The sequence below is a fragment of the Cupriavidus sp. FW305-46 genome (genome assembly GCF_058787075.1).
In genome coordinates this window covers 1-14510 of the sequence record NZ_JBYSZI010000046.1, presented here as the reverse complement: position 1 = coordinate 14510, position 14510 = coordinate 1, and the positions used below count along the sequence as shown (strand labels likewise).

The window sequence follows — 14510 nt, the reverse complement described above, 5'->3', positions numbered from 1 at the left end:
GTCAGCCGGCGCGCCAGCGTTGCGCGCGGCGCAGCCAGCCGGCCGAGACCGCGTGCAGCAGCAAGGCCGCCAGCACCGAGGTCAGCAGGATCAGCGTCGACATCGCGGCAGCGGGCGCGGTGTCGCCGGCATCGTCCATGTTCAGCACCGAGATCGCCGCCAGCACGGTGTCGGGGCTGTACAGGAAGATCACCGCCGAGACCGTGGTCATCGACGACACGAAGAGGTAGCGGAAGATATCGAGCAGTGCCGGCAGGCACACCGGCACCGTCACGCGCCAGCACGTCACCAGCGGCGCCACCCCGAGCGACAGCGCCGCGGCCTCGAACTCGTTGTCGAGCTGGCGCAGCGCCGCGGCCGCGGTCAGGTGGCCGGTGGTGTAGCAGTGCGCCACGTTGCACAGCACCAGCAGCGCCATGGTGCCGTACAGCGCGTGCAGCGGATTGCCGGGCGCGTTGAAGAAGAACACATAGCCCAGGCCCAGCACCAGCCCCGGCACCGCCATCGGCAACAGGAAGCCCGCGCGCAGCACGCCGTGCAGCCAGGCCGGGCCGCGCGTGCGCAGCGTCAGCCAGGCGCCCAGGAAGATCGCCGCCGTGCCCGCCAGCGCGGTCAGCGCCGACAGCTTCAGGCTGTTGCGGTAGGCCAGCCAGCCGCCGCCGTCCATGTTGTCGAAGTCGTAATGCGCCAGCGTCAGGCCCAGGTTGTATGGCCACAGCTTGACCAGCGACGCGCCCACCGCAGTGGCGATCACTGCCAGCAGCGCGGCACTGACCAGCGCCACCAGCAGCAGGCACGCGCTGTCGCGGCCGCGCGCGGGCGCCGGCACATACACCTGCGCGCGGCTGCCCATCTGCGTGCGCTGGCGCTGCTGCATTGCCATGTCCACGGCAAAGGTCAGCAGCGCGGGCGCCAGCAGCAGCATGCCAATCAGCGCGCCGCGGTCGAACTGCTGCTGCCCGACCACGGCCTTGTACGCTTCCAGCGCCAGCACCGGATAACCGCCGCCCACCACCTTGGGTACGCCAAAGTCCGTGATCACCAGCGTCAGCACCAGGCAGGCGGCGGCGAACAGGCCCTGGCGCGCGCCCGGCAGCGTGACCGTGCAGAAGGTGCGCCACGGGCTGGCGCCCATCGCGCGCGCCGCCTCATAGAGGCGCGCATCGGCCAGCGACAATGTCGCCACCAGCACCATCAGCGCATGCGGGAAGGTGTAGAAGGCCTCGCCCAGCACGATGCCCCAGAAGCCATAGATGCCGCCCGGCCCGAAGGCGCCGCGAAAGATGCCCTGGTTGCCGAACAGGTAGACCAGCGCGATCGCCGGCAGCAGCGACGGCGCAAACAGCGGCAACAGCGCAATGCCGCGCCACAGCGGCCGCAGTGCGATGCAGGAACGCTGCAGCGCATAGGCAAAGCCAAATGCCAGCGGCACCACCAGCGCCACCACCGCCAGCGACACCGCCACGCTGCGGCCGAGCATCGGCAGGAAGTTGGGGCTGGTCACAAGCGCCGCCATGCGCGCGCCCAGCGCCCATTGCCCCGCCGCATCGAACCACGCCTGGCGGAACAGCGCCAGCAACGGCAGCAGCAGGCCGACGGCCAGCCCGGCCAGCCAGAGCCACTTCATCGCGGCGGGGGCACCGTGCGCCAGCCGGGAGGCCAGGCCGGTGCCGCGCGGCGATACTGCCTGGGTAGCCGCGGGCAGGACGACAGTGACCGCGCGCATCATGCAAACACCCGCAACGCCCGCGCGGGCAGCGCAATCCAGAACTTGTGGCCGCCCGCATCGGGCAGCCGGTGCCGAGCTTCGCGCGCCACGTCGGCAAACAGGGCCAGCCCCGGCAGGCGGTCCGCTTCCAGCGCCAGCCGGTAGCGGTTGCCGAGGTAGGTCTGGTCGACCACGCGCGCCAGCAGCCGGTTGGGCTCGGCGGGATCCGGGTCCAGCCGCACCGCTTCCGGGCGGCAGCACAGCCGGCCGGCGGATGCCGCCGGCTGCGGCGTGTCGACCAGGAATTCGACGGCCTGGCTGCCCTCGCCAACGGTGAAGCGCCCCGCCTGCGCGCTGCGCCCCGGCAGCCAGTTGGCCTGCCCGACAAAACCGGCGACAAAGGCCGACGCCGGCTGCTCATAGATTTCGGCGGGAGTGCCGGCCTGCACGATGCGCCCGCCGTCCATCACGGCAATGCGGTCGGCCATGGTCATGGCCTCTTCCTGGTCGTGGGTGACCATCACGGTGGTGATATTCAGCCTGCGCTGCAGCTGGCGCAGCTCCAGCCGCAGGTGTTCGCGCACGCGCGCGTCGAGTGCCGACATCGGCTCATCCAGCAGCAGCAGCGAAGGCGCCGGCGCCAGCGCACGGGCCATCGCCACGCGCTGCTGCTGACCGCCGGAGAGCTGGCCCGGGAACTTGCGCTCGCTGCCGGCCAGGCTGACCAGGTCGAGCATCTCGGCCACGCGCGCGTCGCGGTGCGTGCGTCCCATGCCGCGCCCATGCAGGCCATAGGCCACGTTCTGCGCCACGGTCAGGTTGGGAAACAGCGCGTAGGACTGGAACAGGATGCCGTAGTCGCGCGCCTGCGGCGGCAGGCCGGTCAGTTCACGCGCGCCGGCATGGATGCGCCCTGCGTCCTCGCGCTCAAGTCCCGCGATGATGCGCAGCAGCGTGGTCTTGCCGCACCCGGACGGGCCCAGCAGGCACAGCAGCTCCCCCTGCCCGACCGACAGCGACACGCCGTCCAGCGCGACGAAGCTGCCAAAGCGCTTGCTGACCTGCTCCACCGCCAGGAATGCCCGGCCCTCCCCGGACTTGCCTGCCTGCATCACCGAATCTCCGCAATCTCAGTTGAATCGGTCGCCAGCATAGGCAGCGCAGATGCCAGCCGTGTGGCAGATCGGCAAAGTATTTCGATGGAGGTATCGGGGGATTTGGGATGGGGCAGCGGCGCATGCACGCCGGCAAGTTATAAATGATGCCCCTGGACGATCAGGACTCGCGCAGCGCCGTGGCGCCCGCAGACGTGGGGGTCGGCACGCGAATCCCCTTTTCCAGGATCTCCCGCAGCACCTCGTGCGGCACCGCCTGGCTGAACAGGAACCCCTGCAGCCCGTCGCACCCCTGCGCCCGCAGGAACTCGAACTGCGCCGCCGTCTCCACCCCTTCGGCAATCACCTTGAGGTGCAGCTGGTGGCCCAGCGCGATGATCGCCGCGGCCACCGCCTGGTCGTGGCCGGGCGTGGCCACGTCGTCGACAAAGGACTTGTCGATCTTGAGCCGGCTGATCGGCAGCCGGGTCAGGTAATTGAGCCCGGAGTAGCCAGTGCCGAAGTCGTCGATCGACAGCCCCACGCCCAGCTCGCGCAGCCGGCGGAAGGTCTCGATGGTGGTCTCGCCGCCGTCGACCAGGATGCCTTCGGTGACCTCGATCACCAGTCCCTGCGGCGGCAGGCCGGCCTGCTGCAGGCAGTGCGCCACGGTATCGGGGAAGTTGGCCTGGCGCAGCTGCAGTGGCGAGATATTGACCGCGACCTCGATCTCGCTGCCCAGCGCCTGGCGCAGGGCCTGGATTTCGCGGCAGGCGGTGGCCAGGGTCCATTCGCCCAGCGGCGCCACCAGGCCGCTCTGCTCGGCGATGGGGATGAACTCGGCCGGCTGCATGGCGCCGCGTTCCGGGGTGTTCCAGGTAATCAGCGCCTCGACGCCGGTGATCGCCAGGGTCGCGGCATCGACGATCGGCTGGTAGCGCAGCCGGAACTCATCGCCGGCGAGCGCGCGCCGCAGCAGCCCTTCGATGGTGAAGCGCGCCAGCGAGGCCTCGGCCATGGCGCTGGCAAAGCGGCGCAACTGTGCGCGCCCGTCGTGCTTGGCCGCGTAGACAGCCGAATCGGCAGCCTTGAGCAGCTCGGTCAGGCTATCGCCATCGTCCGGAAAGATCGCCATGCCGATCGATGGCGTCACGCGCAGGCGCTGGCCGCCGGCCTGCAGTTCTTCATTGACGCGCGCCTGGATCTTGGCGGCAATCAGCTCGGCTTCGCTGTCGTGGCGCAGGCCGCCCAGCACCACGCCGAATTCATCGCCGCCCATGCGCGCCACCAGGTCGCCCTGTCGTACCGCGCCCTTGAGGCGGTCGGCCATGGTGCGCAGCACGTCGTCGCCGACCGGGTGGCCGAGCGAGTCGTTGATGTGCTTGAAATGGTCCAGGTCGAGCAGCAGCAGGGCCACGCGCTCGCCGTGGGTGCGCGCGTGCAGCAGCAGCGCCTGCGCGCGCTCGCTCAGCTCGGCGCGGTTGGGCAGGCCGGTCAGCGGGTCGTGCAGCGCCAGGTGGCGGATGTATTCGTCGACGCGGCGGCGCTCGGTCAGGTCGTAGCCGATGGCCTGGTAGCCAGGCGACGGCGCGGAGCGGGGCATATCGGCACCATCGGCACCATCGGCACCATCGGCGGGCCCGGCTGGCGCAGCGTCAGCGGCCGGAGCCTCGATGGGCGCCGGCAGGGCGAACACCGCCAGTTGCACCGGCATGCGCGAGCCGCCCTTGCGCACCCAGGTCCATTCGCGCTCGTCGGTCAGGCCAAGCCGTGCCTTGGCCACCAGGGCGGGCAGTCCCGGCGGCACCGGCTCGCCCAGCTCGCCGCTGAGCACGCGGGCATGGTCGGCCAGTTCGTCGGCAACATGCAGGCCGGTCATGTGCATGCGGCCGACCAGTTCCGCGGCGTTGTACCAGAGCATGCGCTGGCCAGCCGCGTTGATGCCGGTGATCAGCCCGTCCTCATCGAAGGTGATCACGCAGAAGGCGGCATGGTCGAGCAGCCCGGCATAGCGCGCGGCCTGCACCGTGGCGGCCTGCTGGGCGCGCCGTTCCGGCTCCAGGTCCGTGACCGCCCACAGCCAATGCGCGGTGCCGCCGTCGGCCGCGGGCAGGCGCGCGGCGCTGGCACGCAGCGCGAAGCGGCTGCCGTCAGCGCGCACGCCCGCCAGTTCACGGTGGGCCTCGGCCCCTGCGGCAGCGCCGCTGGGGACTACGCCGGTGGCGCCGGGAACCAGGGTGTCCAGGCTGCGCCCGGCCAGTGCCGCGGGATCGGCGCCGAACAGTTGCCCTGCCCGCTCGCTCGCTCGCACCACCACGCCCTGTGCATCGGCCAGCAGGAAGCCGTCGTTCGACTGCGCCATGCACGCCTGCAGCATGGCGTTGTCATCTTCCCAGGCATGGACGGCCTGCGCTTCACGCTGGCGCGCGGCGCGGCCCTGGCGTGCCAGTGCATGGGCGAGCCACGCCAGCAGCAGCGTGGCCAGCGTGCCCGCGGCCAGCACCAGGTACGCCTGCCGCGGGCCATGCGCGGCTTCGAAAGCGGGGCGCGTGGCGCCGCGCAGCGTCCAGGTGACCCCGCCATACTGGAGCTGGCGCTCGCCCTGCAGCAGCGCGGCACTGCCGTCCTCGCGGCGCTCGCCTTCGGTCGGCCCGCCGGACAGCATCGGCCCGGGAGCGGCCGGGGAGCCCTCATACAGCGACAGCTCCAGTTCCGCCGCCGCCGGGGCGCCGACTGCGCGCATCAGGTCGCCCAGGCGCAGCGACACGTAGACATAGCCGAGCACCGCCTGGCGCCGCTGCGCCACCGTACTGACCGGCGCCTCGCCGGCGTAGACCGGCAGGAATACCAGCGCGCCGTGCTGGCGCTGCGCCGCCTCGGTTTCGCGGACCAGTGCCAGGCCGGGCGTGAGCCGCGGTTCGCCGCTGTCGCGGGCGGCTTCCAGCGTCGCCCGGCGCGTCGGCTCGGACAGCATGTCAAAGCCGGCGGCGCGCGTGTTGCGCCCGTCCAGCGGTTCGATATAGAAGATCGGTGCGTACAGGTCGCGCTTGCCGCCGGGATGAATGTCATAATCGGCGAGGCCGTCGGCACGGGCGGCCTGCACCAGCCGCGGCACGCGCTGCAACGGCGTGAGCGGCGCGTAGCCGATTGACTGGGTGCCCGCGGGCAGGTCGTCGAGCTGGGCGGTATAGAGATAGTCGCGCCACTGCGTGCGCGAGGTGTCGGGGTTGGCGCTCAGCACGGCGGCCACGCCGCGCAGCAGGCGTTCGTTCTCGAGCATGCGCTCGCGCAGCGCGCTGCCGGCCTGTCCCAGCAGCGCGTCGAAATGCTGCTGCGCCTCGCGGCGCTCGAGCCGCTCCGCCTGCAGCCATGCCCCTGCCGTCAACAGCGCGCCGCCGGCCGCGACCAGCAATGACAACAGGGCAGGGGAAAGCGAAGTCAGTCTCATGGTCGATCGGTTCCGGCATGCAGCAGGGGCATGCCGTCTGCGTGGACGTGCCTTCGCATTAACCGGGGACTATACCGTGGCACAGGCAGCCCGCACACCCCCGCCGGGGATGAACCCGTTCGGGGGAAAGACCGCATGCCCCACTACGGCAGGGTATGTTAGGGTTGCACCGGAGATGCCCCACAAGTACGCGACAGTCCGCGCCACTGGCGCCCCAACTGCGCCCTACATGCCCGTCTACACACCCACGCTGAAAGCGCGCATTGCGATCATCACCACCGTGCTGGCCGCGGTGTTCGGCACCGGCATCGTACTGACCGCCCTGTACGATGCCCACCGCGACCTGCACGATGCGCTGCAGGTCCAGCAGGACTCCGTCGTCAAGCTGACCGCCAGCCAGCTCGACACCGCCATGAACGACCGCATCGTGCTGCTGTCGCACCAGGCTGCGCAACTCAGCGGCCTGCTGGCGCAGGCGCACGGCGCGCAGGCCGCCGCGGTGCGCGAGCGGGCGCTGGATGCGCTGTCCGCAGCGATCCCGGTGCCGGCCGCGTTCAACGCGCTGCTGGTTGCCGACATGCAGGGCAACATCGTCAGCAACCGCGGCAGCGGGGCGGAGGTTGGCGACCGCAGCTATTTCCGCGAGGCCGCCCGCTCGCTCGCGCCCGTGGTGTCGCCGCCCATCCGCTCGCGCACCAACGGCCAGATGGGGGTGATGGTGGCGGTGCCGGTGCTGACGCCGAACCGGACCTTCGTCGGCCTGGTGGGCGGCTGGCTGGACCTGTCCAGCGCCAACTTCCTGGTCGAGATCCTGCACAACCGCCTTGGCACCACCGGCTACTACTGCCTGGTATCGGCCGGCCCCAAGCCGGTCTATATCCGCCATCCCGATCCCGCGCAGGCGCGCCAGCCGGCGCTGGCCGTGGCCGATACCTGCGGCGAGGATGACAGCCCCGCGCCGCTGGAATTCCTCACGCCGGCTCGGCCGGTGATCGCGCGCTACCTGATGTCGAGCACCGGCTGGGAACTGGTGGCGCTGCTGCCCGCGCGCGAGGCCTACGCACCGCTGCACCAGATGCAGCAGCGCTTCCTGGGCATGGCCGGGGTGGCCATGGCGGCGGTGGCCCTGCTGATCTGGCTGGCGGTGCGGCGCCAGCTGGCGCCGCTGGCGCGCCTGCACAAGGTGGTGCAGGCCAGCGCCAACGACCTGTCCGCGTTCGAGCGGCTGCCGACACGGCAGCAGCGCGACGAGATCGGCGACCTGACGCGCGCCTTCATCAAGCTGATGCGCGACGTGCGCGAGCGCCGCCAGGCGCTGGACCGCAGCGAACGGCGCCTGCGCGCGGTGACCGACACGCTGCCGTCGCTGCTGGCTTTTATCGACACCGATGAGCGTTATGTGTTCAACAACCAGGCCTACGAACGTGTCTTCGGCCTGAAGCCGGAGGAACTGCGCGGCAGGCACGTGCGCGAAATCCTGGGCGAGGCCCGCTACGCGCGCGTGCAGCCCTTCATGCAGCGCGCGCTGGCGGGCACTGCGGTGACCTTCGAAACCGAAGACAGCGACCCCGAATACCACTGCATGGAGAGCAGCCTGCGCCCGGAATGGAGCGCCGACGGCGGCGAGGTGGTGGGCGTGCATATCCACGTGCAGGACATCACGCAGCGCAAGCTGGAGACGCAACGCCTGGCGCGCATGTCGCGCACCGACCACCTGACGCAGCTGATGAACCGCAGCGCCTTCGAGGGCCAGCTGCACGCGGCGATGGTGCGCAGCCGCGAGCATGGCACGCTGATGGCCCTGCTGTACCTGGACATGGACCGCTTCAAGGCCGTCAACGATATCCACGGCCACGCCGCCGGCGACCAGCTGCTGCAGACCTTTGCCCAGCGCGTGCGCCGCTGCGTGCGCGAGCGCGACACCGTCGCCAGGCTGGGTGGCGACGAGTTCGCGGTGGTGCTCGAAGACATGACCCAGCCCGCCGCGGCACGCCGCGTGGCGCAGGCCATCCTGCAGGCGATGGACGAGCCCTTCGACTTCGAGGGCGTATCCGCCGACGTGGACGTCAGCATCGGCGTGGCGCTCTACAACGGCGGCCCGGCGCAGGACCGCGAACTGATGCGGCTGGCGGACGTGCTGCTATACCGCGCCAAGGGCGCGGGCCGCGGGCGCTATGAGATCGGCCCGCCGGAACTGGCGGGCGAGCTCAGCCCGCAGTAGGCGGCCCCGGCCGGGGGCTCAGTGGATGGTGCCGCCGGGCTTGTCCGACGCCGCGCCGCCGGCCCCCTCGGGCTCGAACGGCACGTGGCGGCCATCGCTGGACTGGTAGCCCAGCTGCGCATCGGCGCCCAGCATCTTCTCCCACGCGATCATGGCCTGGGCCACCGCATCGGGCGCGCCCTTGAACACCACCACGTCGTTGCCGCAGCCGGGGCATTCGCCGCCGAATACGGCATCGATGCCGGGCAGGCCCGGCACGTCGAGCGCGTCGAATTGCGCGAACGCGGTCTTGCAGTGCCCGCAGACCAGCTGGGCGGGGCGCAAGGCCTCGATCTTTGCGCGTGCCTGTGCCGCACGCTCCTCGGGGGTTCCCCGCCGTTTTGCCTCGCCCATGATGTGCCTTCCTTCCCCGTGCTGCCGGTGTGTGTTTGCATCGGCCCCGCCAGTGCGGCCGGACCGTGCCTGTTAGATGCGCAATGCGGGCCGGTGGTGCCCGGCCATGGTCGCAGGTGACGGCGGCGCTGCGTGCGCGCCGTCGCCGATCTGCTGCGCTCAGTTGGCATTGTAACCAGCGGGGCGCAGCAAATACCGGGCCGACAGGAACCGGCAGCGCCTGCTATTGTGGATAACGATGCCCCGTGCACGTGCGGATGCGCCGCTTCCGGCACCGTGGGCATGCTGGTCCCATCCACCTACCCCCGAAGGAGGACGTTCCATGATCCGACCCACCGTGCAGGAAAACGCCGCCCGCTACGCCGACTGCATTGCCGCCTGCAATGCCGCATCCGCTGCCGCACTCAAGTGCGCCGCGGCCTGCCTGGAAGAACAGGACGTGCGCAAGATGGCGCGCTGCATCGCGCTGGACATGGATTGCGCCGGCATCGCCCAGCTGGCCGCGTCCTACATGCTGCGCAACAGCGAGTTCGCGACGCTGGTGTGCGAAGACTGCGCCGAAGTCTGCAAGTGGTGCAAGGAGGAATGCGAGCACCATGACAACGAGCACTGCCAGGAATGCGCCCGCGCCTGCGCAGCCTGCATGGAGCAGTGCCTGAAGATGACGGCTTAGCGGTCCGCGCCCGATTCCTGCCGCCCCTGCGGCGGCTCGGCCAGCGCGACGAAGGCATCGATCAGCCTGGCGCCGCGCCGCTCGCGCAGGCAGTAGAGATACTCGTGCAGGCAGGGCGAGGCATCGGTGAAGCCCAGCACGCGCAGGTCCGGATGGCTCGGCACCTCGTGCCGGGCGATCACCGATACGCCCAGATTGCGGATAACGGCCTCGCGGATCGACTCCCGGCTGCCGATCTCCATCTGCGCGGCGGGGCTCACGCGCGCCTGCGCCAGCATGTCTTCGGTGGCGATGCGCGTGGTCGACCCGAGCTCGCGCATCAGCAGGCGGCAACCCGCCAGCGCACTGACGGCCACTTCGGTGTGCCCGGCCAGCGCATGGGTGCGGTGCACTACCAGCATCAGCGGGTCCACGCCCAGCAGCACGCGCGACAGGCGCGCGTCGTCCACCCGCTGCGACGAGGTGGCGATATCGACGCGGTATTCCTGCAGCGCTTCCAGCACCTCCTGCGAATTGCCCGTCACCACGCTGACATCGATGGCGGGAAAGCGCTCGCTGAAGCCGCGGATCAGCTCCAGCACATAGTAGGGCGCGGTCGCGCCCACGCGCAGGCTGCCGGTGCGCAGGTCGCCCGAATGGCGCAGGAAGAAGTCGATCTCGGTTTCCTGCTGCACCAGCGCCTCGACGCGCGGCAGCAATGCCAGCCCCGCGTCTGACAGCGCCAGGCGGCGCCCGCCGCGGTGGAACAGCTCGACCCCGTAGGCTTCTTCCAGCGCACGGATCTGCGCGGTGATGGTGGGCTGCGACAGGCCCAGGCGCTTGGCGGCCTGCGTGACGCTGCCGATGCGGGCCACCATGAAGAAGGACTTGAGCTGGGCGATGAGCATGCGGCCGAGGGATGTCGCTAAGGGCAAGGCAAGGGCGGCGGGCGCGTGGGCGCCGGCCGCGGTGAAGCGGTATTCTAATGGACTGCACCAAGCCACCCGGTCCAACCGTCCGCTGCCTTGCATAGGAGTCTGCCCATGTCTGACCCGTCCACCGCCGCCACCCGCATCGAGAAAGACAGCCTGGGCGACGTGCCCGTGCCCGCCGATCACCTGTGGGGGGCGCAGACCGAGCGCTCGCGCCAGAATTTCCGCATCGGCAACGAGAAAATGCCGCCGGCGCTGATCGAGGCCTTTGCCGTCCTGAAGCTGTGCGCGGCGCGCGCCAATGTTGAGCTTGGCGTGCTCAAGCCCGAACTGGCGCACGCGATCGAACAAGCCGCGACCGAAGTCATCGAAGGCCGCTGGCCCGACGAGTTCCCGCTGTCGGTCTGGCAGACCGGGTCCGGCACGCAGACCAACATGAACCTGAACGAGGTCATCGCGAACCGCGCGATTCAATTGCTGGGCGGCAAGGTCGGCAGCAAGACGCCGGTGCATCCCAACGACCACGTCAACGCCAGCCAGTCCTCCAACGACAGCTTCCCCACCGCGATGCATATCGCCGCCACGCGCGCGATCCAGCAGCAACTGCTGCCGGCACTGGAGCAGCTGCAGCAGACCTTCGCGCGCAAGGTGGAAGCCTTTGCCGATATCGTCAAGGTCGGCCGCACCCACCTGCAGGATGCGGTGCCGCTGACGCTGGGGCAGGAGTTCTCGGGCTACATGACGCAGGTGGCCGATGCGCAGTCGCGCCTGCAGCAGGCCATGCTGCGCGCGATGCCGGTGGCACAGGGCGGCACCGCGGTGGGCACCGGCCTGAACGCCCCGCACGGCTTCGCCGCGGCCTTCGCGCGCGCGCTGGCCGACTACACCGGCCTGCCGTTCGAGCCCGCGCCCAACCGCTATGCGCTGCAGGCCTCGCACGATGCGCTGGCCGACCTGTCCGGCGCGCTCAGCACCACGGCCTCGTCGTTCCTGAAGATCGCGCGCGACTTCATGCTGCTGGGCTCAGGGCCACGCGCCGGCTTTGCCGAGCTGGTGCTGCCGGCCAACGAGCCGGGCTCATCGATCATGCCGGGCAAGGTCAACCCGACCCAGGCCGAGGCGCTGGCAATGGTGTGCTGCCGCGTGATCGGCAACCACACCACGGTGACGCTGGCCAACGGGCTGGGCACGCTGGAGCTGAACGCCTACAAGCCGGTGATCATCTACAGCCTGCTGCAGTCGGTGAGCCTGCTGGCGGGCGCCGCGTCGAGCTTTGCCGAGCATATGGTCGAAGGCGTCGAGGCCGACCGCGAACGCATCGCCGAACTGCTGGAGCGTTCGCTGATGCCGGTGACCGCGCTCAACCCGCATATCGGCTACGACAAGGCCGCGGAGATCGCCAAGCTGGCGGTCAAGCGCAACCTGTCGCTGCGCGAGGCGGCGATCGCGTCCGGGCATGTCACCGAGGCGCAGTTTGCCGAGTGGATCGACCTGAAGGGGATGACGCGGGAGGTATAGCGGGAGGTATAGCGGGAGTACAGCGGGGGGTACAGCAGGGATGCGCCCCGGCACGGAACCGATCCGCGCCGGGGCAGGCCGGCCTTAGCCGACGAAGGCCTTTTCCAGCACGAAATGGCCAGGATGGCTCATATTGCCTTCGGCAAAGCCGCGCTCTTCCAGGATGGCGCGGACGTCCTTGAGCATGTCAGGGCTGCCGCACAGCATGATGCGGTCGTTCTCCAGCGAGAACGGCTCCACGCCCAGGCGCTCGAACAGCTCGCCCGAGGCGATCAGGTCGGTGATGCGGCCGCGGTTATCGAACTCTTCGCGCGTCACGGTCGGGAAGTACACCAGCTTCTCGCGCACCAGATCGCCCAGGTGCTCGTGCTGCGGCAGGTGTTCCTGGATCAGCTCGCGGTAGGCCAGTTCTTCGACAAAGCGGCAGGTGTGGGTCAGCACGACCTTGTCGTAGCGCTCATAGACCTCCGGATCGCGGATGATCGACAGGAACGGCGCCAGGCCGGTGCCGGTGGCCAGCAGCCACAGCGTCTTGCCGGGCAGCAGGTTGTCCACCAGCAGCGTGCCGGTCGGCTTCTTGCCGACGAAGATCTGGTCGCCCTCGCGCAGATGCTGCAGGCGCGAGGTCAGCGGGCCGTCGGGCACCTTGATGCTGAAGAATTCCAGCGTTTCCTCATAGTTGGCGCTGGCAATGCTGTAGGCGCGCAGCAGCGGGCGACCGTTCACCTCCAGCCCGACCATGGCGAACTGGCCATTTTCAAAGCGAAAACCAGGGTCGCGCGTGCAGGTAAAGCTGAAAAGGGTGTCGGTCCAGTGATGGACGGAGAGGATGGATTGCTGGTTCAGGTTGCTCATGGCGAAACGCGGGATACAGCGGCAGGATGCAGCGCCAAAGACGGCTGGAAAGGAAGAATCTTAACGCATGCTTGGGGGCGGCGCAGGCGGAGCCTGCAACGCCAGCGCGGGATTTCCCGGATGTGCAATGCGGTGCGGCGCATGCGGCACGCCAGATATTGTTGAGAAATTTTAGCTAATAAAGTTTATTTCCGCACATTTATCCAAAGACAGCCAACATCCATCATGAGGTCATCTTCCCTTTGCTCCCCAAGGAAACTGCCATGACCTTCACCCCAGCTATTTCCCGCCGCGCCGCGCTCGTCACCGGCGCCTCCCGCGGCATCGGCCGCGCCATCGCGCTGCGGCTGGCCGCCGACGGCTTCGACGTCGCCATTGGCTACGCCGGCAGCGCCGCCCGGGCCCAAGAGACAGTGGCGGCGGCGCGCGAGGCCGGCGTCAATGCCATCGCCATCCAGGGCGATGTGGCGCACGCGCCAGACGTGGCACGGCTGTTCGATGCCGCGCAGCGGGCGTTCGGCCGGCTCGACGTGGTCGTCAATAGCGCCGGCATCATGCAGATGGCGCCGCTTGCGCCGGCCAGCCTGGACGCCTTCGACCAGACCATCGCCACCAACCTGCGCGGCGCTTTCCTGGTGCTGGGCGAGGCCGCCGCCCGGCTGGGCCAGGGCGGACGCATCATCGCGCTGTCGACCAGCGTGATCGCGCGTTCTTTCCCCGGTTACGGTCCCTATATCGCAGCCAAGGCAGGCGTGGAAGGGCTGGTGCGGGTCCTGGCCAACGAGCTGCGCGGGCGCGGCATCACCGCCAACGCGGTGGCGCCGGGGCCGGTCGCGACCGAGCTGTTCCTCGATGGCAAATCGGAAGAGCAGGTGGCGCAGCTGTCCAAAGTGGCGCCGCTGGAGCGGCTGGGCACGCCCGAGGACATTGCCGCGGCAGTGTCGTTCCTGGCCGGGCCGGATGGGGCGTGGGTCAATGCGCAGGTGGTGCGGGTGAACGGGGGCTTTGCCTGAGCCGTTGCCCGCCGGGCCAGAAGTCAGCCCCCGGGCGCCGGCAAGGACAGTTCGCAGCGCTGGCGCGCCAGCGTGTCGCGCGAGTAGCCGTGGCGCACGCGCAGCTGGTGCTCCACGGCGTCGGCCTGGTCCAGGCAGGCGAACACCAGGTCGTCCTTTAGGCGCTGCGAAACACCCTTCAGGCGCGGCGCTTCATACGCGACCTGGCGCGCACGGCAGCGCAGGAACAGCAGCGTTTCCTGCGAGGCGGTGATCAGCTGGTCGTGCTCGATCCGCTTGCATTCGACCAGGTCCTGGGCAGGGGCGCTGGCGCCGGCAAAGAGCAAAGGCAGGCACAGCCATCGACGCAACGAGCGGTGCATGGCAAACGGGGGGCGCAGTAGGCCAGTTGAAGGTCCGGCTCGCATCATTGCCCATCCCCGCGCACACTGCAAGCCGCAGCGCAAGCAATACCCTGTTGCGGTTGGGCGCCAGACGGGCCGCAGCCAGATTCAGTGTCCAGCCACATGGACAATCGCCCGCAAACCCTGATGGCTGCGTCGACCCGGTCGATCCATGCTGCACTGCAGCATATCAAGGGGTGGGCAGGTCTGGCGGATCGGGCTACGCTTCGATGGCAAATGCGCCGCAGTGCGCGCCAGTTCACGCCCCAGACCGACGGGCTTCCGCCCGGCCT

At 69.6% G+C, this 14510-nt stretch carries 11 protein-coding genes; 4 read left to right on the top strand and 7 right to left on the bottom strand.

Annotation, left to right across the window (positions count from 1 at the left end; all coding sequences use genetic code 11):
* Nucleotide 1 precedes the first annotated feature (1 nt).
* The 3 genes from AC3WON_RS21355 to AC3WON_RS21345 all read right to left on the bottom strand — a co-directional run bounded on the left by AC3WON_RS21355 (nucleotide 2) and on the right by AC3WON_RS21345 (nucleotide 6250).
* Entirely contained in the window at nucleotides 2–1729 is a 1728-nt protein-coding gene (locus AC3WON_RS21355) for a putative 2-aminoethylphosphonate ABC transporter permease subunit (protein WP_492319313.1), read from the bottom strand.
* Complete coding sequence (locus tag AC3WON_RS21350) at nucleotides 1726–2820, bottom strand: putative 2-aminoethylphosphonate ABC transporter ATP-binding protein (RefSeq protein ID WP_492352700.1); 1095 nt, start codon at nucleotides 2818–2820, stop codon at nucleotides 1726–1728. The genes AC3WON_RS21355 and AC3WON_RS21350 overlap by 4 nt, the downstream gene beginning before the upstream one ends.
* Nucleotides 2821–2983: 163 nt before the next feature.
* Nucleotides 2984–6250: a bifunctional diguanylate cyclase/phosphodiesterase gene (locus AC3WON_RS21345; protein WP_492352699.1), complete on the bottom strand. Its 3267-nt coding sequence runs from the start codon at nucleotides 6248–6250 to the stop codon at nucleotides 2984–2986.
* A gap of 229 nt (nucleotides 6251–6479) precedes the next feature.
* Between AC3WON_RS21345 and AC3WON_RS21340 the strand changes: the two genes are divergently transcribed.
* Nucleotides 6480–8471: a sensor domain-containing diguanylate cyclase gene (locus AC3WON_RS21340; RefSeq protein WP_492319316.1), complete on the top strand. Its 1992-nt coding sequence runs from the start codon at nucleotides 6480–6482 to the stop codon at nucleotides 8469–8471.
* An 18-nt stretch (nucleotides 8472–8489) separates the two neighbouring features.
* Here the strand turns inward: AC3WON_RS21340 and AC3WON_RS21335 are convergent, their stop codons facing one another.
* A complete protein-coding gene (locus AC3WON_RS21335; protein ID WP_010814047.1) occupies nucleotides 8490–8864 on the bottom strand; it encodes a hypothetical protein in 375 nt (124 codons plus the stop codon).
* A 322-nt stretch (nucleotides 8865–9186) separates the two neighbouring features.
* Between AC3WON_RS21335 and AC3WON_RS21330 the strand changes: the two genes are divergently transcribed.
* A complete protein-coding gene (locus tag AC3WON_RS21330; protein WP_010814048.1) occupies nucleotides 9187–9537 on the top strand; it encodes a four-helix bundle copper-binding protein in 351 nt (116 codons plus the stop codon).
* On the opposite strand, the gene AC3WON_RS21325 is transcribed toward AC3WON_RS21330, so the two are convergent.
* Nucleotides 9534–10424, bottom strand: coding sequence for a LysR family transcriptional regulator (locus tag AC3WON_RS21325; protein ID WP_010814049.1), 891 nt, complete (start codon nucleotides 10422–10424; stop codon nucleotides 9534–9536). The two genes, AC3WON_RS21330 and AC3WON_RS21325, sit on opposite strands and share 4 nt — an antisense overlap.
* A gap of 135 nt (nucleotides 10425–10559) precedes the next feature.
* Between AC3WON_RS21325 and fumC the strand changes: the two genes are divergently transcribed.
* Complete coding sequence (gene fumC, locus AC3WON_RS21320; RefSeq protein WP_492352698.1) at nucleotides 10560–11966, top strand: class II fumarate hydratase; 1407 nt, start codon at nucleotides 10560–10562, stop codon at nucleotides 11964–11966.
* An 84-nt stretch (nucleotides 11967–12050) separates the two neighbouring features.
* On the opposite strand, the gene AC3WON_RS21315 is transcribed toward fumC, so the two are convergent.
* Nucleotides 12051–12821, bottom strand: a complete 771-nt coding sequence (locus AC3WON_RS21315) for a ferredoxin--NADP reductase (RefSeq protein ID WP_010814051.1) — start codon at nucleotides 12819–12821, stop codon at nucleotides 12051–12053.
* Nucleotides 12822–13084: 263 nt separating this feature from the next.
* On the opposite strand from AC3WON_RS21315, the gene AC3WON_RS21310 reads away from it, so the two are divergent.
* The gene (locus AC3WON_RS21310; RefSeq protein WP_492352697.1) at nucleotides 13085–13834 is read left to right on the top strand and encodes an SDR family oxidoreductase; all 750 of its coding nucleotides are present in this window, start codon (nucleotides 13085–13087) and stop codon (nucleotides 13832–13834) included.
* Between the two features lie 23 nt (nucleotides 13835–13857).
* On the opposite strand, the gene AC3WON_RS21305 is transcribed toward AC3WON_RS21310, so the two are convergent.
* The gene (locus tag AC3WON_RS21305; protein ID WP_492352696.1) at nucleotides 13858–14196 is read right to left on the bottom strand and encodes a hypothetical protein; all 339 of its coding nucleotides are present in this window, start codon (nucleotides 14194–14196) and stop codon (nucleotides 13858–13860) included.
* Nucleotides 14197–14510: the final 314 nt, after the last annotated feature.

Bases quoted from the DNA above. Each gene is read 5' to 3' on its own strand.
- AC3WON_RS21305 (WP_492352696.1), bottom strand. From the start codon at position 14,196: ATGCACCGCTCGTTGCGTCGATGGCTGTGCCTGCCTTTGCTCTTTGCC.
- AC3WON_RS21325 (WP_010814049.1), bottom strand. From the start codon at position 10,424: ATGCTCATCGCCCAGCTCAAGTCCTTCTTCATGGTGGCCCGCATCGGC.
- AC3WON_RS21340 (WP_492319316.1), top strand. From the start codon at position 6,480: ATGCCCGTCTACACACCCACGCTGAAAGCGCGCATTGCGATCATCACC.
- AC3WON_RS21345 (WP_492352699.1), bottom strand. From the start codon at position 6,250: ATGAGACTGACTTCGCTTTCCCCTGCCCTGTTGTCATTGCTGGTCGCG.
- AC3WON_RS21355 (WP_492319313.1), bottom strand. From the start codon at position 1,729: ATGATGCGCGCGGTCACTGTCGTCCTGCCCGCGGCTACCCAGGCAGTA.
- AC3WON_RS21335 (WP_010814047.1), bottom strand. From the start codon at position 8,864: ATGGGCGAGGCAAAACGGCGGGGAACCCCCGAGGAGCGTGCGGCACAG.
- fumC (WP_492352698.1), top strand. From the start codon at position 10,560: ATGTCTGACCCGTCCACCGCCGCCACCCGCATCGAGAAAGACAGCCTG.
- AC3WON_RS21350 (WP_492352700.1), bottom strand. From the start codon at position 2,820: ATGCAGGCAGGCAAGTCCGGGGAGGGCCGGGCATTCCTGGCGGTGGAG.
- AC3WON_RS21315 (WP_010814051.1), bottom strand. From the start codon at position 12,821: ATGAGCAACCTGAACCAGCAATCCATCCTCTCCGTCCATCACTGGACC.
- AC3WON_RS21330 (WP_010814048.1), top strand. From the start codon at position 9,187: ATGATCCGACCCACCGTGCAGGAAAACGCCGCCCGCTACGCCGACTGC.
- AC3WON_RS21310 (WP_492352697.1), top strand. From the start codon at position 13,085: ATGACCTTCACCCCAGCTATTTCCCGCCGCGCCGCGCTCGTCACCGGC.